The 16808-nt window shown below is 65.9% G+C and carries 20 protein-coding genes; 5 read left to right on the top strand and 15 right to left on the bottom strand.

Annotated elements, in window-relative coordinates; genetic code table 11:
- The 8 genes from C4901_RS14430 to rpe form a co-directional block, all read right to left on the bottom strand.
- A complete protein-coding gene (locus C4901_RS14430) occupies positions 1–411 on the bottom strand; it encodes a VOC family protein (protein ID WP_110137917.1) in 411 nt (136 codons plus the stop codon).
- Positions 401–820 (bottom strand): OsmC family protein, encoded by a 420-nt coding sequence (locus tag C4901_RS14435; protein ID WP_110137918.1) that lies wholly within the window; start codon positions 818–820, stop codon positions 401–403. Before C4901_RS14435 ends, C4901_RS14430 begins: the two co-directional genes overlap by 11 nt.
- Complete coding sequence (gene trpC, locus C4901_RS14440; RefSeq protein ID WP_110137919.1) at positions 804–1616, bottom strand: indole-3-glycerol phosphate synthase TrpC; 813 nt, start codon at positions 1614–1616, stop codon at positions 804–806. Before trpC ends, C4901_RS14435 begins: the two co-directional genes overlap by 17 nt.
- The gene (gene trpD, locus C4901_RS14445) at positions 1613–2641 is read right to left on the bottom strand and encodes an anthranilate phosphoribosyltransferase (RefSeq protein WP_110137920.1); all 1029 of its coding nucleotides are present in this window, start codon (positions 2639–2641) and stop codon (positions 1613–1615) included. The genes trpC and trpD overlap by 4 nt, the downstream gene beginning before the upstream one ends.
- The gene (locus C4901_RS14450; RefSeq protein ID WP_110137921.1) at positions 2638–3213 is read right to left on the bottom strand and encodes an aminodeoxychorismate/anthranilate synthase component II; all 576 of its coding nucleotides are present in this window, start codon (positions 3211–3213) and stop codon (positions 2638–2640) included. The genes trpD and C4901_RS14450 overlap by 4 nt, the downstream gene beginning before the upstream one ends.
- Positions 3210–4742: an anthranilate synthase component I gene (trpE, locus tag C4901_RS14455; RefSeq protein WP_110137922.1), complete on the bottom strand. Its 1533-nt coding sequence runs from the start codon at positions 4740–4742 to the stop codon at positions 3210–3212. Before trpE ends, C4901_RS14450 begins: the two co-directional genes overlap by 4 nt.
- Before the next feature lie 69 nt (positions 4743–4811).
- Positions 4812–5519: a phosphoglycolate phosphatase gene (locus C4901_RS14460; RefSeq protein WP_110137923.1), complete on the bottom strand. Its 708-nt coding sequence runs from the start codon at positions 5517–5519 to the stop codon at positions 4812–4814.
- Positions 5516–6184: a ribulose-phosphate 3-epimerase gene (gene rpe, locus C4901_RS14465; protein WP_110137924.1), complete on the bottom strand. Its 669-nt coding sequence runs from the start codon at positions 6182–6184 to the stop codon at positions 5516–5518. The genes C4901_RS14460 and rpe overlap by 4 nt, the downstream gene beginning before the upstream one ends.
- A 392-nt stretch (positions 6185–6576) precedes the next feature.
- On the opposite strand from rpe, the gene zwf reads away from it, so the two are divergent.
- The gene (zwf, locus tag C4901_RS14470; RefSeq protein WP_110137925.1) at positions 6577–8094 is read left to right on the top strand and encodes a glucose-6-phosphate dehydrogenase; all 1518 of its coding nucleotides are present in this window, start codon (positions 6577–6579) and stop codon (positions 8092–8094) included.
- A complete protein-coding gene (pgl, locus tag C4901_RS14475) occupies positions 8091–8798 on the top strand; it encodes a 6-phosphogluconolactonase (RefSeq protein ID WP_110137926.1) in 708 nt (235 codons plus the stop codon). The genes zwf and pgl overlap by 4 nt, the downstream gene beginning before the upstream one ends.
- Here pgl and C4901_RS14480 read toward each other — a convergent pair.
- The 3 genes from C4901_RS14480 to C4901_RS14490 are packed head-to-tail and all read right to left on the bottom strand — an operon-like array spanning position 8795 to position 10618.
- Positions 8795–9511 carry a TonB family protein gene (locus tag C4901_RS14480; RefSeq protein WP_205736039.1) on the bottom strand — a complete coding sequence of 239 codons (717 nt, stop codon included), beginning with the start codon at positions 9509–9511 and terminating at the stop codon, positions 8795–8797. The two genes, pgl and C4901_RS14480, sit on opposite strands and share 4 nt — an antisense overlap.
- A 19-nt stretch (positions 9512–9530) precedes the next feature.
- Positions 9531–9929 (bottom strand): biopolymer transporter ExbD, encoded by a 399-nt coding sequence (locus C4901_RS14485; RefSeq protein WP_110137927.1) that lies wholly within the window; start codon positions 9927–9929, stop codon positions 9531–9533.
- Positions 9926–10618, bottom strand: coding sequence for a MotA/TolQ/ExbB proton channel family protein (locus C4901_RS14490; RefSeq protein WP_110137928.1), 693 nt, complete (start codon positions 10616–10618; stop codon positions 9926–9928). Before C4901_RS14490 ends, C4901_RS14485 begins: the two co-directional genes overlap by 4 nt.
- 188 nt (positions 10619–10806) lie before the next feature.
- On the opposite strand from C4901_RS14490, the gene C4901_RS14495 reads away from it, so the two are divergent.
- From C4901_RS14495 to C4901_RS14505, 3 genes are all read left to right on the top strand, one after another.
- On the top strand, positions 10807–11256 hold the full coding sequence (locus tag C4901_RS14495) for a CopD family protein (protein WP_110137929.1): 450 nt from the start codon (positions 10807–10809) through the stop codon (positions 11254–11256).
- A 48-nt stretch (positions 11257–11304) separates the two neighbouring features.
- The gene (gene rimO, locus C4901_RS14500; protein WP_110137930.1) at positions 11305–12660 is read left to right on the top strand and encodes a 30S ribosomal protein S12 methylthiotransferase RimO; all 1356 of its coding nucleotides are present in this window, start codon (positions 11305–11307) and stop codon (positions 12658–12660) included.
- Positions 12661–12729: 69 nt separating this feature from the next.
- On the top strand, positions 12730–13095 hold the full coding sequence (locus tag C4901_RS14505) for a hypothetical protein (RefSeq protein WP_110137931.1): 366 nt from the start codon (positions 12730–12732) through the stop codon (positions 13093–13095).
- Positions 13096–13117: 22 nt separating this feature from the next.
- On the opposite strand, the gene C4901_RS14510 is transcribed toward C4901_RS14505, so the two are convergent.
- The 4 genes from C4901_RS14510 to pyk all read right to left on the bottom strand — a co-directional run bounded on the left by C4901_RS14510 (position 13118) and on the right by pyk (position 16699).
- Complete coding sequence (locus C4901_RS14510; protein ID WP_110137932.1) at positions 13118–13537, bottom strand: DUF302 domain-containing protein; 420 nt, start codon at positions 13535–13537, stop codon at positions 13118–13120.
- 41 nt (positions 13538–13578) lie between these two features.
- A complete protein-coding gene (locus C4901_RS14515) occupies positions 13579–14007 on the bottom strand; it encodes a hypothetical protein (protein ID WP_110137933.1) in 429 nt (142 codons plus the stop codon).
- 151 nt (positions 14008–14158) lie between these two features.
- On the bottom strand, positions 14159–15223 hold the full coding sequence (fba, locus tag C4901_RS14520; RefSeq protein ID WP_110137934.1) for a class II fructose-bisphosphate aldolase: 1065 nt from the start codon (positions 15221–15223) through the stop codon (positions 14159–14161).
- Positions 15224–15256: 33 nt separating this feature from the next.
- Positions 15257–16699: a pyruvate kinase gene (pyk, locus tag C4901_RS14525; protein WP_110137935.1), complete on the bottom strand. Its 1443-nt coding sequence runs from the start codon at positions 16697–16699 to the stop codon at positions 15257–15259.
- Between the last annotated feature and the right edge of the window lie 109 nt (positions 16700–16808).

Raw genomic sequence — 16808 nt, forward strand, 5'->3', positions numbered from 1 at the left:
CTATCCCGAGGCCAGTTTCAGGACCTGTGGCGGCAGGAAGAGCAGCTGCACGAGCGTGCCCCCGGGATCCTGGCAATAGAGGCTGCGAGATCCATCTCGGTGCGTGCGCGGAGCGGCCGCGATTCGCACCCGGGCGGCGCGCAGCCGCTCGTGCCAGACATCCACGTCGCCCGCGCTCGCGACCGCGAACCCGATGTGATCCAGGGCACCTCCGGGTTGCGGGGTGCCGCGATGCAGGGCGAGGTTGTCGGAACCCGAGGAGAGATAGACATTGTCGGGGTCCGGGCGCCACACCACGGCAAGGCCCAGGACACCGGCATAGAATGCCTCGCAGGCCTCGAGGTCCGCGCACAGGAGCGCCACATGGTTCAAGCGCACGGCGGTGAGCTCCGGCGCGCCGTTATTCGACATCCACGATCTCGAATGAATGGCTGATCTCGGCGGTCTTGCCGAGCATGATCGACACCGAGCAATACTTTTCGGCCGACAGGCGGATCGCCCGCTCCACGGCCGCCTCCTTCAGCTCCCGGCCGCTCACCACGAAGTGCACATGCATGCGCGTAAACACCTTGGGGTCCTCCTCGGCGCGCTCGGCCTCGATCCGGGCGCTGCAGGCGCGCACATCGGCGCGTCCTTTGCGCAGGATATGGACGACATCAAAGGAGGTGCAGCCGCCCATTCCGGCAAGCACGAGCTCCGTCGGCCGCGGCCCCAGATTGCGCCCCCCGTGATCCGGCGGTCCGTCCATCGCGATCCGATGACCACTCTCGGTGGTGGCCGTGAACGCCGCCTCCCCATCCCACTCAACCACTGCTTTCATCGACCCGCTCCTCAAACAATTCCGCAAGCCTCGCGCCCGGATCCGCGGCCACCATGAACGCCTCGCCCACCAGAAAACCGCGCAGCCCGGCGGCCTTGAGGCGCCTCACCTCGTCGCGCCCGAGGATTCCGCTCTCCGTTATGACAAGACGCCCAGGCGGCACAAACCCTACCAGCTCCAGTGTCCGATCTATGGTCGTGACAAAGGTGCGCAGATCGCGGTTGTTGATGCCGAGCAACCCGCCGGGCAACGCCAGGGCGCGCTCGAGCTCGGTGGCGTCATGGACCTCGATCAGGGCGTCCAGGCCATAGGCCCGAGAGGCCGCATACAGCTCCTCGAGCGCGCCCGGAGACAAGGCCGCCACGATCAACAACACGCAGTCCGCACCCATGGCCCGCGATTCGGCGATCTGATAGCCGTCCACCATGAAATCCTTGCGCAACACCGGCAGCGCGCAGGCCTCGCGCGCGCGCGCGAGGTCGTCGCCATGGGCCCCGAAATAGCCCGCGTCGGTCAGGACCGAAAGCGCCGCGGCGCCGGCGCGTTCGTAGGCGCGCGCCACGGCCGCCGGATCCAGATCCGGGCGCAGCATGCCGCGACTGGGCGAGGCGCGCTTCATCTCCGCGATCACCGCCGGCCGCCCGTGATCCACGGCACGCGCCAGCGCCGCGGCGAAACCCCGCGGCGGCGCGCCGGCGGCGATGCGTGCCTCGAGATCGGCAAGCCCGACGCGCGCGCGCTCGCGTGCCACCTCGGCACGCTTGTCCGCCAGGATGCGCGCCAACACCCCGTTCACGCGAACCCCCGTGTAAAGGCCACGAACTCGTCGAGCTTGGCGGCCGGCCGCCCGTCTTGCAACAAGGCCTGTGCACGCGCCACGCCGGTCTGGATATCCGCGACCGATCCGGCCACATACAACGCCGCGCCCGCATTCAGGGCCACCGCCACGGCGGCCGGCCCCTGGTCGCGTCCCGAGAGCACCCGCCTTAGTACATCGAGGCTCGTATCCGCCGAGTCCACCTTGAGGGCATCGAGCCCCCCGGCCGGCAGTCCAAAATCGGCGGGCGCGAGCCGATAACGGCTGAGCACCCCGTTCTTCATTTCACACACCTCGGTGGCCGCCGCCGGACTGATCTCGTCTAGGCCGTCATCGGAGTGCACCACCAGGGCGTGATGGCTGCCGAGGGCGGCAAGCGCGCAGGCAAACGGCTCTAGGAGGTCGTGTGAGAACACCCCGACGAGCTGGCGCGCGGCACGCGCCGGATTGGTAAGCGGCCCCAGCATATTGAAGAGGGTGCGTATGCCAAGCTCGCGGCGCGGGCCGGCGGCATGACGCATCGCCTCGTGGTGGCGCGGGGCAAAGAGAAAGCCGACACCGACCTGATCGATGCACAGGGCCACCTGCGCTGGGCTCAGGGTGAGGATGGCGCCCGCGGCCTCGAGCACATCGGCGCTGCCGGATCGGCTCGATACGGATCGATTGCCGTGTTTGGCCACCTTGGCCCCGGCGCATGCGCACACGAGTGCCGTGGCCGTCGAGATATTGAATGTCGACGCCCCGTCGCCCCCGGTCCCGCAGGTATCGACCAGGTGGCCGGGGTCGGCGACCATCACCGGGGTGGACAGGTCGCGCAGCACCTCGGCCGCGGCCACGATCTCCTCGACGGTCTCGCCCTTCACGCGCAAACCCATGAGCAAAGCGCCGATCTGCGCCGGTGTTCCCGCCCCGCCCATGACCACCGCCAAGGCCTCCTTCATTTCGGCGGCACGGAGATCTTCCCCGGCGGCCAGCCGCGCAATGGCGCTCGTCAGGGCGCTCATGGGCGCTCGCCGCGCAGAAAGTTCTCGAGCAAGGCATGGCCATGCTCGCTCAGAATCGACTCCGGGTGGAACTGCACACCCTCCACCGGCCACCATTTGTGACGCAAACCCATGATCTCGCCGTCATCCTGACTCACGGCCGTGACCTCCAGGCATTCCGGCAGATCGTCTTTGGCAACCACGAGCGAGTGGTAACGGGTCGCCGTAAACGGGTCGGGGAGACCGCGAAAGACGCCCGTTCCTCCATGAGAGATAAGCGAGGTCTTGCCGTGCATGACGCGCCCCGCGCGTACCACCCGGCCGCCGAATGCCTGCCCTATGCTCTGATGCCCCAAGCACACGCCGAGCACCGGTATGTGTTCGCCGAAACGCATGATGAGATCCAGCGATATCCCCGCCTCGTTCGGCGTGCACGGGCCCGGGGAGATGACGATGCGCTCGGGCGCCAGACGCTCGATCTCATCGAGCGAGATCTGGTCATTGCGCGCCACATGCACCTCCTGGCCCAATTCGCCCAGGTACTGCACGAGATTGTAGGTAAACGAGTCGTAGTTATCGATCATGAGGATCATCGGTCACCTGCCCTGGACGCCACCGTCCCCTCACAAGTCCGGTCACGCGGCCCGAAACCCGATGCCGCAAGCCCCGCGGCCTTGATCATGGCCCGTGCCTTATTCATGGTCTCGTCCCACTCGCGCTCCGGAACCGAGTCCGCCACGATCCCGGCACCAACCTGCAGGAACAACCGACCGTTGCGCACCACCGCGGTACGAATGGCGATGGCCATGTCCATATTGCCGTTCCAACCGATGTAGCCGACGGCGCCGGCATACAACCCCCGTCGGACCGGCTCCAATTCGTCTATGATCTCCATGGCGCGCACCTTGGGGGCGCCGGTCAAGGTCCCCGCCGGGAACGTCGCGCGCAGGACGTCGAAGGCGTCGAGACCCGGGCGCAGGCGCCCGGTGACGTGCGATACGAGATGCATGACATGCGAATAGCGTTCTATGGTCATGCAATCGCTCACCGCCACGCTCCCGGTCTCGGCCACCCGCCCGATGTCGTTGCGCCCGAGATCGACGAGCATGACATGCTCGGCCCTCTCCTTGGGATCCGCCAGAAGCTCGGCGGCCAACGCCGCATCCTTCTCCCCGTCCTGACTGCGTGGACGGGTGCCCGCGATCGGCCGCACCGCCACCTCGCGGCCTTCGAGTTTGGCCAGGATCTCGGGCGATGAGCCGACGACATGAAATTCGCCGAGATCGAACAGATACATGTAGGGCGAGGGGTTGATGCGGCGCAACGCCCGATAGAGATCGAGCGGGGTGAAGGCCGCCGGCGCCGAAAGTCTCTGCGACAGCGCCACCTGCATGATATCGCCGGCGGCGATATATTCGCGCGAGCGCTCCACCGCCGCCTCGAAACCCGCCCGCGTGAACCCCGAAACGAAGTCCTCCTCGCGCACGGCGCGCGGCGATCCGGGAAGGAACATCGGGGTCGGGATCGGCTCGCGCAAGGCGCCCTCGAGCTCATCGAGGCGCCGCTCGGCCCGCGAGCGGCCGGCCTCTCCCTCGGCCATGTCGGCATGCACGACCAGGGACAGGGTACCGCGCAGGTTGTCGAAAATGACCACCTCCTCGCTCACCAGGAACAAGGCGTCGGGGCCGCCGATCTCATCGGGCTTTGGGTTTTCGCCCAAGGTCGGCTCGATGTGACGAACCGTCTCGTATCCGAAATACCCGACCAGCCCCCCGTGAAACTTCGGGAGCGCCGCATCCGGCACCACCTCGAAACGCGTCTTGAAGGCCCGTACCGTGGCCAGGAGGTCGTCAGTCCGCCCCCGCTCGATGATCACCCCGTCGCGCTCGACTGTCAGCTCGCGCCCGAACACACGCAGGCAGATCCGCGCGGGCAGGCCGATCAGCGAGTATCGGCCCCACTTCTCGCCACCCTGCACGGACTCGAGCAAATAGGAATACCGGCCCTGCGCGAGCTTCAGGTAGCAACTCAACGGGGTATCAAGGTCGGCGGGCACCTCGCGAATGACGGGGGCGAAACGGCCGCCCACGGCATCAAATGTCAAACAGCGCTTTTCTGGCATGATCGTGATTCCTCAAGGGGTACGGGATGGTCATCGTTCCCTTAAGGCGCCATCGACGGCCAAGGCCCGTCATGGCAGGGCCTTCGCGCACAAGAAGCGCCCTTCAAAGCGAAGGAAATTCCGGACACCGTCGAACGTCGGGGTCACGACCGCGGCGCCAAGCGCCAAGAGGTCGGCACCGTGATGATAACCATAAGCGACCGCCAGCGCCGGCATGCCGGCGGCCTTCGCCGCGCGCATGTCGTTTCCGGAATCCCCCACCAGCGCCGCCCCATCACGGGCGACACCCAGGCGCTCACAGGCCGTCACCAGCGGCAAGGGGTCGGGCTTCGCGCGCGCGAGTTCGTCGCCGCAGAGCACGGCATCGAAATAGCCCGCGATACCCAAGGCCCCCAACAAGGGTCTTGCGAAACGCCCGGCCTTGTTGGTCACGCAGGCCATGCGAAACCCGTCGGCACGCAGATCCGCCAGGGTCTGCGCCACACCCGGATACAGGCGGCTACGATCGGCGACATGGGTCTCGTAATAGGCGTCATAGAGGGCCTGCGCCTTTGCGAAGAGCGCCGCGTCCGGCTCGCCGAAGCGCTCGCCCGTCAAGGCCCTCTTGATGAGCCGCGGCACCCCGTCCCCGATCCACCCGCTCACGGTCGCCTCGTCGCACGCCGGACGCCCGAGCCTTGTCAGCATGTGATTGGCGGCATCGGCGAGATCCGGGGCGGTATCAACCAAGGTACCGTCCAGATCGAACAGGAGCGCCGCCAGCGGGAACACCGTCATGCCTTCGCGAGCTCCTCACGCATCTTGTGAATGGTGGCCCGATAGTCGGGCGTACCGAAGATCGCGGAGCCGGCCACGAAGGTGTCGGCACCCGCGGCGGCGATCTCGCGTATATTGTCGATCTTCACGCCGCCGTCTATCTCGAGCCGTATCGGGCGCCCGCTGGCATCGATGCGCGCGCGCACCGCGCGCAGCTTGTCGAGCGAGGAGCGGATGAAGCCTTGGCCTCCAAAACCGGGATTGACCGACATGATCAGGATCATATCGACCTTGTCCATGACATAATCCAGATAGGAAAGGGGCGTCGCGGGGTTGAATACGAGACCGCACCGGCAGCCGCTATCCTTGATGAGGCTCAAGGACCGGTCTATGTGCTCGCTCGCCTCCGGATGGAAGGTGATGTAGGTCGCCCCGGCCTTCACGAAATCCGGGATGAGGCGATCAACGGGCTTGACCATGAGATGCACATCGATGTCGGCCTTGACCCCATTCTTGCGCAGGGCCTCGCAGACCAGTGGGCCGATCGTCAGGTTGGGCACATAATGGTTGTCCATGACATCAAAGTGGACGATATCCGCGCCCGCCGCCAGCACGGAATGGACCTCCTCGCCGAGACGGGCGAAGTCGGCTGAAAGAATCGAAGGTGCAATCTTGAAGTCGCGCATGCATGGCCCCAAAGCTAAAGTCGGCAATGTACCCGATAGCGCGCCGATTTGCAGCACCCGCGCCAGACCCTCGACGGGGGCGCGAGGCTGCTCTATGGTTCCGGGAGGGGTGCTTCCCCGCCGCCCATGCGGGCCGAGGCCCATGGGCGCTAGATCGGACGAGCCGCTGGATCGGGGGTGGTGATGCGCCCAGCCGGGGGTGCTTCCCCGCCGCCCATGCGGGCCGAGGCCCATGGGCGCTAGATCGGACGAGCCGCTGGATCGGGGGTGGTGATGCGCCCAGCCGGTGACGCGCGACCCGCGGGCCGGGCACGGTGCCCGGCCATCCACAACGAGAACCCGGACGCGGCGTCTTGCCAGGCGCCCCTGGCGTCCAAGGCAGAGGTCAAGCCATGACAGAAGTCCCACAATCCTGCGTACTCCTCATATTTGGAGCCACCGGCGATCTCGCCCGGCGCAAACTCGTGCCGGCGCTCTTTCGGCTCCACGCCAAGGGCCTGCTCCCCAAGGGCTTCGCGATCCTGGGCGCGAGCCGGAGACCCTTGTCGCACGACCAGTTCCGGACGCTCATGCACGAGGCCTGCACCCAGTTTTGCGCAAGCCCCCCGGATGACGAACAGTGGCGGGGCTTTGCCGAGCGCCTCTATTACGAGGCCGGGCATTTCACCGACCAGACCCTGTTCCAGCGGCTGAACATGTCCCTGCGCGAGATCGATCACCGCCACGACACCCACGGAAACCGGATCTTCTACCTCGCGACCTTGCCGAGCAGCTATCCCCTGCTCGTCCGCCAGTTGCAAGGGGCGGAGATGATCAACAAGGTCGACGACCGCCCGTTTACGCGCCTCATAGTCGAAAAACCCTTCGGCCGCGACCTCGACAGCGCGGTGGCCCTGAACGATGAGATCGCCACCGTGTTCCGCGAGGATCAGGTCTACCGGATCGACCACTATCTCGGCAAGGAGACCGTCCAGAACATCCTGGTGTTCCGGTTTGCGAACGCCATATTCGAGCCGCTGTGGAACCGCATCCACATCGACCACGTCCAGATCACGGCCGCCGAGACCCTGGGCATCGAAGGCCGCGGGGGTTACTACGAAGAGACCGGCGTTTTGCGCGACATGGTGCAAAACCATCTGCTGCAGGTCTTGAGCCTGGTGGCGATGGAACCTCCCCTATCGTTCGATGCCGACGCCGTGCGCGACAAAAAGACCGAGGTGTTTCGCGCCCTCCGGCGTTTCGCCGGTCGCGAGGATGTGGCCGCCGCCACCGCGCGTGGCCAGTACGGAGCAAGCGTGGATGGGGCGCTGAAGGCCTACCGGGCCGAGCCCGGGGTCGATCCCCGATCGTCCGTCCCGACCTATGTGGCGCTGCGGGTATTCGTTGACAACTGGCGCTGGCAGGGCGTGCCCTTCTATATCCGCACCGGCAAGGGCTTGCGGCACTCCTCAACGGAGGTGGTGATCCAGTTCCGCCAGATCCCGTTTTGCCTCTTCGGGCAGGACCAGGTGTGCTCGCGCATAGAGCCCAACCGGCTGGTGCTGCGCATCCAGCCCCACGAGGGTATCAGTCTGGGCTTCGCCATCAAGGCCCCCCGCAACGAGGCCCATGTCGACCATGCCCGCATGCGTTTTGCCTACGGCAATCATTACGATGGCGAGATGCCGCTCGCCTATGAGCGGCTCCTGACCGACGCCATGCGCGGTTATGCCGCCCTGTTCGCGCGCCGCGACTCCGTCGAAGAGGCATGGCGCTTCGTGACCCCGATTCTCGATGCCTGGGCGCAAGACCCGCCCCCCGACTTCCCCAACTATGCCGCCGGCAGTGACGGACCCGAAGAGGCCGATGCGCTCATGCGCGCCGACGGTCGCGCCTGGCACCCCCTCGACCCTCCGGTGCCATCATCATGATCTTTACCATCGCCGACGACGATCAGGACCTGGCGCGCGCCCTCGCCGATCACCTCATGGTCGAGATCCAGGCCGCCTGGGCGCATGCCCGGCCGTTACGCATCGCCCTGGCCGGCGGGTCCACTCCGCGCAGCCTGTATGAGGAGCTGGGGCGCCGCGCGGGCACGCTCCCCTGGCAGGGACTCGAGATTTTCTTCAGCGATGAACGCGCGGTCGATCCGGAGGACGCGGCCAGCAACTATCGCCTCGCCCACCTCCCCTGGCTCTCAAAGGCCCCGCCCGGCGCACTCATCCATCGCATCCCCGGCGAGCTCGGGGCCCAGGCGGCGGCGGACGCGTACGATGACCTCCTGAGACGCGCGGCGGCCGGGGGACGGGCCCTCGACATCGTGCTGTTGGGTTTCGGGCCGGACGGACATATCGCCTCGCTGTTTCCCGGGGCCATGCTTGCCACCACCCGTATCGCCGAGGCGGTCCCGGCGACCGCGAATCGCGTCGCCCGCGTCACCCTGACCCTGCCGGCCTTGACGGCGGCGCGGCGGCGCATCGTCCTGGCCCAGGGGGCCGCCAAGGCACAGGCCCTGCGCGCGAGCCTGGCGCCCGGGGCCGAGACCCCGCTTGCGCAACTCATCGCCAAGGCCCCCGTCGAGTTTTGGCTGGACCGCGCCGCCGGGCAGGCGCTGTGCGCGAATACCGCTCCCTAGTAGCGATCCCGTCCGTCGTTTAGGCCCACGCGCACGCGGAACACCGTCGGACGGTGGGGCATGCTCTTCGTAAACGCCGGGTAACTGCGATCCCGCACCGCCGCCAGGGCCGCCCGATTGATCGCGCCGATGCCGCTCGACCGCATGATGCGCGCCCACAACAGGCGACCCGTGGGGGTCAATTCGAAGGCCACCACGGCCTTGCCGGACAATCGCAGCGCGGCCACGCGCGCCGGCACCACGAGACCCTGTTGGATGCGCGTGCGCAGCATCACCGCGTAACGATCGACGGCCTGGGCCACGACGTCCGGGGACGGCGGTGGCGGAGGGGGCGGCGCGGGAGGACGCGGTACCGCCTTGGGTCTCGGCGGCGGCACCTTTTTCACGGGCGTCGGCAACGGGACCGGGCGATGATGCACGATCGGTCGGGGCTTGGGCGGCACGGGTTGAGGTTTCGGCACCGGCCGCGGCCGCACCACCGGATGCGGCGGAGGCGGCTTGGGCCGGACGTGCGGCGCCGGCGGCTTGGGCAGGGTGACGAAATGCACGGCCATGGGCTTACGGCGCAGCCCCACGGTCTTGGGCTTGGGATGCGCCACCAGGAGGCCGGCGAACAAAAGCCCCTCCAGGACCACCGCCAACACGGTCGCGCGCAGGAACGAAAATCGCTTCTCGGGCATGGGCGAGGCGACAGGCAGCGATGAAGCGCTCATGAGACCATTCCCGTCCGTATCAATGCTGATGCGCGGCAATGCCGATGCTGGCCACGCCGGCCTTGCGCGCCGCACTCATGACGGCCACGAAATCCTGAAAGGGCACGTTCTTGGCGGCCGCGATCGTGACATCCGCGCGCCGCCCCCCGACGCGCCGCGACAGCAGGCCCTTCAAGGCCGAGCGGGGAACGACATGACCCTGGACATGCACCACCCCATTGGCCGTCAAACTGATCAGGATCTGCGGTCGAGGAAGCACCTTGGCGGTGCTGGCCTGCGGCAAGGCGAGCCCGAGGCCATGATCGGGGATCATGCGCAGGGTCAGGATCATGAAAAAAACCAGCAGGAAAAACATCACATCGATCATGGGGATCAACTCGATGCGACCCTTCTTGGTCTCGAAATACCGCATTTTCATGAGGATTTCGCCATACGCGCGCGCGCCGCGCCATGATCGACCGCGGGCTCGCCATCAGAGGCGATATTGACCGGGGCGCCGTCCATGCGATTCAAGAGCATGGTCTTTACGATATCGAGCTGGTGCAAAACCACGCGCACTTTGTTGTTGAGACCGTTGAAAGCCAGCAGGCCGGTCATCGCCACGAATAGCCCCGAGGCGGTGGCCACCAGGGCATCGGCGATGCCGCCGGTCACGGCCGTCGGGGCATGCCCGGGCGCCGACAACACGGAGAACGCATGGAACATGCCCACGATCGTCCCGAAAAGCCCCAAAAGCGGCGCCAGGGTCACGATGGTATCGAGGACCCACAAACGCTTGTCGAGGGCCGGGGCCAGGCGCAGGGTGGCCTCATCGAGGCGATTGGCGAGCTGCTCGCCGTTCGTGACCCCCATGTGGCGGGCGGCCACATCGAGCAGGACCGCCTCCGGAAGGCCGGGGGCAGTGGCCGCCAGCGCCGACAGCTGGGCGCGTGTCGCCTCCTTGTGCGCACCGAGCCGTTCGACGAGACTATTGCCCTCGAGCAGCGTACGCCGCAGATACCACGAGCGATCGATGATGACCGCGAGCGCAATCGTGAGAATCACGACCATGAGATAGAGTACGCCATCCGAGTAGTTCGCGAGATGGATCAAATACTGAAGAGTCATCGCCAATCCTCCGTAAAGGCGACACGATGACGTCCTTATGTGACCTGCGTTTGGCGTATGGATGACAGTTTGATGACACCGGCCGGAATGGCCGGCAGGTATCCCGGAGGGTGCGCGCGGCCCGGGCGATTGACAGCCGGGGCCGACTTGCGTATGAGGGGGAGGGTTTTATGCGAGGTAGCGCCTTTATGTCTTATCTGATCGCGGTCCATGGGTTGCTCGCCATGCTATGGGTGGGGGGCATGTTCTTTGCGTACATGATCCTGCGGCCCGCCGCCCAACCGCTCGAGGCGGCGCACAGACTGTCCCTGTGGGCGCGGACGTTCGGCCGCTTCTTCCCCTGGGTGTGGGCCGCGGTCGTCATCTTGCCTGCAAGCGGCTACTACCTGGCCGTCGCCCGCTTTGGGGGCATGGCCACGCTACCCCCATATGTCAATATCATGCAGGCACTCGGAGTCCTCATGATCCTGCTGTACCTCCACCTCTTTTTCGCCCCCTACCGACGCCTGCGACAGGGGGTCGGGAGCGGCGACCTCGTAAAGGCGGGGCATGCCCTCACGCAGATCCGCCGACTGGTCGCGATCAACATGGGGCTCGGCCTTGTCACCATATTCGTGGCCCTCGTCGGCGCCAACTGAACGCGCCCCGTCATCCGTTAGACTAAGATCGATCCTGGAACCCCATCCATGCCGCGTCCGTCCTCCGCGCCCCCTCAGGTCGGCTTTGTAAGCCTTGGCTGCCCCAAGGCCCTGGTCGACTCGGAGCAGATACTGACGCGACTGCGCAGCGAGGGCTACCACACCGCCGCCTCCTACCGCGATGCCGATCTCGTCATCATCAACACCTGCGGGTTCATCGATGCCGCTGTCTCGGAATCCCTCGACGCGATAGGCGAGGCGATGGCCGACAACGGGCGCGTGATCGTCACAGGGTGTCTGGGCGCCAAGGCCGACCTCATCCGCGCGCGCTACCCCGAGGTCCTGGCGGTCACCGGACCGCACGACGAGCCCGCGGTCATGGCCGCCGTGCATGCCCACCTCCCGAAGCCCCACGACCCGTTCGTCGACCTCGTCCCCCCGCAAGGCATCAAACTGACGCCGCGCCACTACGCGTACCTGAAGATATCGGAAGGCTGCCATCACAACTGCCGGTTTTGCATCATCCCGTCATTGCGCGGCACTCTCGTCAGTCGTCCATTGGGCGATATCGTGGCCGAGGCCGAGCGCCTGGTGGAGGCCGGTGTCAAGGAACTGCTGATCGTCTCGCAAGACACCAGCGCCTACGGTATCGATCAGAGGCAGCGCGTGGGATTCGCGGGCGGCCGCCCGGTCAAGATGTCGTTCCCGGGGCTCGTCCGCGAGCTCGCGAGGCTCGGGGTATGGGTGCGGCTCCACTATGTCTACCCCTATAAGAGCGTGGAGGAGATCCTTCCGCTCCTCGACATCGAGGGCGTGCTGCCCTACCTCGATGTCCCGTTCCAGCATGCGCACCCCCGGGTGCTGGCCGCCATGCGCCGGCCGGCGGGGCGCGCGCATCCGAGCGCCTGCGTCAAGGCATGGCGGGAGGCGCGACCCGACCTCGTCTTGCGAAGCACCGTCATCGTCGGCTTTCCCGGCGAGACCGAGGCTGAGTTCGAGACCTTGCTCGCATTCATCGAAGACGCCGGGATCGACCGCCTCGGGGCATTCGCCTACTCCGCGGTAGAAGGGGCGGCGGCCAATGCCCTGCCGAATCCCGTTCCCGAGGAGCTCAAGCACGAACGCCTCGAACGGCTCATGGCCCACCAGGCGACCTTGAGCGCGGAACGCCTGAAGACGCGCATCGGCCAAACCTGCCGGGTGTTGATCGATGAACGGACCGAGGACGGCCTGATCGGCCGCAGCTACGCCGAGGCCCCCGAGATCGACGGCGTGATCCGTGTGGCCGCGAGCGACGCCCGGCCAGGGGATTTCGTGGACTGCCGCATCGTCGCGACCGACACCCACGATCTCACCGCCATCATTCCTCCGACCTTGAGCGGTGACGCGCGCACCGCGGTCTAGGTTATGGTGTGCCCCGGCCCTTCACGGGCCGGCGCGCACCCATCGGCAACGTGACTTGGAGACCGCCCCATGAGACGATCGGTCGTCGTAGCCCTGCTCACCCTGGCGGGCACCCCCGCGGTGACCCTGGCACAATCAGGAAATGTGCATGGGTCGCCCCAGGGGATACCCTCGGAAACCCCCGACAGCACCGGGATGATGGCCCCGAGTCCGTCCGCGCGGACCACGAACAGTCGATCGGGGCTAAGCGATGCGGGCGGTGCGAGCGGGGCTCGCTTCAATGCCATCGCCCATGGGCGCCACTATATCACCCGCGCCCAGGCCAAGCGTTACGACCCCACCCTGTATCGCCATTTTCAGCGATGCGACGTCTTGCACGACGGACGTGTGACGCGCACGGAATTCAAAAACTGCCGAGGAGGCCTGAAACACTAACGACCCGCGTGGCGCGAAGCTGTCAGGAGGACGATGCCAACGCGTCGCGCACCGCCTCGAGCTTGGCGCGCACCTCCCACCCCAGCTCGGTCACGCGCGCATTGTTGACGATCGCCAAAACCGACACCGGGTCCATGAACGACACCTTCGTGGTCCCCTCCTTGGCGGTCTCGCTCACGACCACATTACAGGGCAGCAAAAGACCGATATCGGGTTCCGCGGAGATCGCCTTGTCCGCGAGCACGGGATTACACGCCCCGAGGATGTTGTAGCGCGGCATATCGCGGCCGAGTTTAGCCTTCATCGTGGCACTGACGTCGATCTCGGTCAGGACCCCGAAACCCTGCCCCTTGAGCGCCTCGACCACCCGCCCCCGCACGGCCTCGAAGTCCCCCGTCACCTCGACATCGAACCCGTAAGCCACCTGCCCGTTTTCTATCATGAATATCGCCTCCTGTAGTCACATTTCCCGATAAGCCGGCATTACGCGCCGCGGCGCGGACTCGGACCCTCGCGCCTCGTCAAGGGCGTGACCGCCCGCGACCGCCCGCGAAGGCGGTTGCCATGCCGCTCCAATCGCTCGTCGAGCTTGCTGGCAAGCAGTTGCGGGGCATGCCCCATCAAAAGACCCGCATGAAAATGATAAAGACGGACCTGGCATGGCACCGGTTCGTGCAAACCACGACCGCCAACCTGAAAATTCACCCAAGCCATGAGCGGGATTTCATTGACGAGCGAGCGTGCCACCCACAACCGGCGCTCCACGCGGATCATCATGCGCAGCGCTCCGATCTCGACATTCAGGGGCTCGCCAAGGCGCGCCAGCGCCAGCGATATGCGGTTGTAGCAAGCCGCGTCGATCGTCTTGGGCAGGATTCGGATCGGAACGTGGGTTCGGGGATCAAAGGTCACGACATCTCCCCATCTGACCGTATGGGCCCGAGTATGCCACGAAAAGGTGACGCATTGACAGGGCCGCGGCGCCCCGTCGGGGATCGCGCCGGCGCACCACAGAAAAACCCCGCGGGCCAGGGACCCGCGGGGTTTGGGGCCGCGCGATCTATTAGTTGACGCGCGGGTTCAGCTCACCCTTGGCATAGCGCTTGGTCATGTCCTCAAGATCGATGACGCGGATCTTGGAGGCCTTCCCGGCCGAACCGAAGGCCTCGTAACGCGCCTTGCAGATATCCTTGCCGGCCTGCACCGAGTCCTTCAGGAATTTCCGCGGATCGAAATTCTTGGGGTTCTTCGCGAGGCTGCGGCGGATGGCGCCGGTGATCGCAAGCCGCAGGTCGGTGTCGATGTTGACCTTGCGCACGCCGTGCTTGATCCCTTCCTGGATCTCCTCCACCGGCACGCCGTAGGTCTCGCCGATATCACCGCCGAACTCGTGGATGATCTTCAACCAGTCCTGCGGCACGGACGAGGAACCATGCATGACAAGATGCGTGTCGGGGATGCGCTTGTGAATCTCCTTGATGCGCTCGATCGCCAGGATGTCGCCGGTCGGCGGCCGCGAGAACTTGTACGCCCCATGGCTCGTGCCGATGGCGATGGCAAGCGCGTCCACCTTGGTCTTTTTCACGAAATCCGCCGCCTGCTCGGGATCGGTGAGCAGCTGGTCGTGCGACAGTTTGCCCTCGGCGCCCGAGCCATCCTCCTCGCCCGCCATGCCGGACTCGAGTGAACCAAGACAGCCAAGCTCCCCTTCCACCGACACGCCGACCGCATGCGCCATGTCCACCACGCGGGTTGTGACATCGACATTGTACTCATAGCTCGACGGCGTCTTCATGTCTTCCTTGAGAGATCCGTCCATCATCACCGAGCTAAACCCCGAGCGTATCGAGCGCTGGCATACCGCCGGGCTTGCGCCGTGGTCCTGATGCATCACGATCGGAATATGCGGGTACTGCTCGATGGCCGCCAGGATGAGATGACGCAGAAACGGCTCGCCGGCGTAGCTGCGCGCCCCGGCGGACGCCTGCACGATCACCGGGCTGTCGACCTCGTGCGCGGCCTGCATGATCGACTGTATTTGCTCCATGTTGTTCACATTGAAGGCGGGCACGCCGTAGCCGTGCTCGGCGGCATGATCCAGTAGTTGGCGCAGAGATACCAGGGACATTGTCTTCTCCTTAAGATTCCTAGTGAAACGAATTCAGCCGATGGCCGCGAAGTCGCCGGCGCGCACGATCTTCATGGTATTCGTGCCACCGGGCTTGGCCAACGGCTCCCCGATGCTGAGGATGACGAGATCACCGTCCCGGACAGCGCCCCGTCGCCGCAATTCGTCGATGGCTTCCGTCATGATACGCTCGGGATCTGTGGAGGTCAGGGAAAACCCCACGGGATAAACGCCACGATAGAGCGTCACCTTTCTACGGGTTTCCACATGCGGCGTCAAGGCATAGATCGGTACCGCCGAGCTGATGCGCGACATCCAAAGCGGCGTGGATCCGGATTCCGTCAGGGAGGCTATGGCGCGCACCGGGAGATGGTTGGCGCTGTACATCACCGCCATCGCGATCGCCTCGTCGACACGCTCGAAATGATTGGACATGCGGTGCATGGAAAACACCGCCTCGTCCTCCTTCTCGGCCTCGCGACAAACCCGGTCCATGGCCGCGACCGCCGCCACCGGGTGCTTGCCGGTGGCCGTCTCGGCCGACAGCATGACGGCATCCGTCCCGTCCAGAACCGCGTTGGCCACGTCCGACACCTCGGCGCGCGTCGGGATCGCATTCTCGATCATCGACTCCATCATCTGCGTCGCCGTGATCACGACCCTGTTCATCTTGCGCGCCAGCCGAATGATGCGCTTTTGAACGGGCGGCAGCGCCGCATCCCCGATCTCCACGCCCAGGTCGCCGCGCGCGAGCATGATGGCATCGGACACGCGGATGATCTCCTCGATCGCCTCCACAGCCTCGGCGCGCTCGATCTTCGCAACGATTCCGCCGGTGCCGCCGGCGGCGCGCAGCAACGTACGCGCCTCCTCGATGTCCTTGGCGTTGCGTGGGAAGGAGATGGCCACATAGTCGGCCTGAATCTGGGCCGCCGACTTGATATCTTCCCGGTCCTTGTCGGTCAGCGCATGCGCGGACAGACCGCCGCCCTGACGATTCACGCCCTTGTTGTCGGACAGCTCGCCGCCGACCACCACACGGCACACGATCTCGGCACCACTCACCTCGTCCACCCACAAGACGATGCGCCCGTCGTCCAGCAAGAGCGTGGCCCCGCGCGCAACATCCTTAGGTAAAGCCTTATAAGTCAATCCGACGCGCGTGGCATCGCCGGCATCGAGCGGCAATTCGGCGTCGATGACGAACCGCTGGCCCTCCTCGAGGCGCACCCGCTTGCCCTTGAAGCGCCCGATGCGGATCTTCGGGCCTTGCATGTCGGCGATCACGCCGATCTGCCGCCCATGGGCCTGCGCGCGATCGCGCACGAACTCGGCGCGCTGCTTGTGAACCTCGGCCAGGTCATGGGAGAAATTGAGACGTACCACATCCACCCCGGCCTCGATCAGCTTGTCGAGCACCTTGGGGTCATCCGTGGCGGGACCAAGGGTCGCCACGATCTTCGTTCGCCGCTGCATGACTTACGACGTGGCGACGGTGTTTGCCGTCGCCACCCTGCAATACTTGCCCATAATCTCCCTTATTCCGCTCCCCTGCCTGCCATCACCCGCGGCGCGTCCGGGCCAC

It is taken from the genome of Acidiferrobacter sp. SPIII_3 (assembly GCF_003184265.1).
Lineage (GTDB): Bacteria > Pseudomonadota > Gammaproteobacteria > Acidiferrobacterales > Acidiferrobacteraceae > Acidiferrobacter.

Coding starts and splice junctions, on each gene's coding strand:
- C4901_RS14430 (WP_110137917.1), bottom strand. CDS start 411: ATGTCGAATAACGGCGCGCCGGAGCTCACCGCCGTGCGCTTGAACCAT.
- C4901_RS14435 (WP_110137918.1), bottom strand. CDS start 820: ATGAAAGCAGTGGTTGAGTGGGATGGGGAGGCGGCGTTCACGGCCACC.
- trpD (WP_110137920.1), bottom strand. CDS start 2,641: ATGAGCGCCCTGACGAGCGCCATTGCGCGGCTGGCCGCCGGGGAAGAT.
- C4901_RS14450 (WP_110137921.1), bottom strand. CDS start 3,213: ATGATCCTCATGATCGATAACTACGACTCGTTTACCTACAATCTCGTG.
- trpE (WP_110137922.1), bottom strand. CDS start 4,742: ATGCCAGAAAAGCGCTGTTTGACATTTGATGCCGTGGGCGGCCGTTTC.
- C4901_RS14460 (WP_110137923.1), bottom strand. CDS start 5,519: ATGACGGTGTTCCCGCTGGCGGCGCTCCTGTTCGATCTGGACGGTACC.
- rpe (WP_110137924.1), bottom strand. CDS start 6,184: ATGCGCGACTTCAAGATTGCACCTTCGATTCTTTCAGCCGACTTCGCC.
- zwf (WP_110137925.1), top strand. CDS start 6,577: ATGACAGAAGTCCCACAATCCTGCGTACTCCTCATATTTGGAGCCACC.
- pgl (WP_110137926.1), top strand. CDS start 8,091: ATGATCTTTACCATCGCCGACGACGATCAGGACCTGGCGCGCGCCCTC.
- C4901_RS14480 (WP_205736039.1), bottom strand. CDS start 9,511: ATGAGCGCTTCATCGCTGCCTGTCGCCTCGCCCATGCCCGAGAAGCGA.
- C4901_RS14485 (WP_110137927.1), bottom strand. CDS start 9,929: ATGAAAATGCGGTATTTCGAGACCAAGAAGGGTCGCATCGAGTTGATC.
- C4901_RS14490 (WP_110137928.1), bottom strand. CDS start 10,618: ATGACTCTTCAGTATTTGATCCATCTCGCGAACTACTCGGATGGCGTA.
- C4901_RS14495 (WP_110137929.1), top strand. CDS start 10,807: ATGTCTTATCTGATCGCGGTCCATGGGTTGCTCGCCATGCTATGGGTG.
- rimO (WP_110137930.1), top strand. CDS start 11,305: ATGCCGCGTCCGTCCTCCGCGCCCCCTCAGGTCGGCTTTGTAAGCCTT.
- C4901_RS14505 (WP_110137931.1), top strand. CDS start 12,730: ATGAGACGATCGGTCGTCGTAGCCCTGCTCACCCTGGCGGGCACCCCC.
- C4901_RS14510 (WP_110137932.1), bottom strand. CDS start 13,537: ATGATAGAAAACGGGCAGGTGGCTTACGGGTTCGATGTCGAGGTGACG.
- fba (WP_110137934.1), bottom strand. CDS start 15,223: ATGTCCCTGGTATCTCTGCGCCAACTACTGGATCATGCCGCCGAGCAC.
- pyk (WP_110137935.1), bottom strand. CDS start 16,699: ATGCAGCGGCGAACGAAGATCGTGGCGACCCTTGGTCCCGCCACGGAT.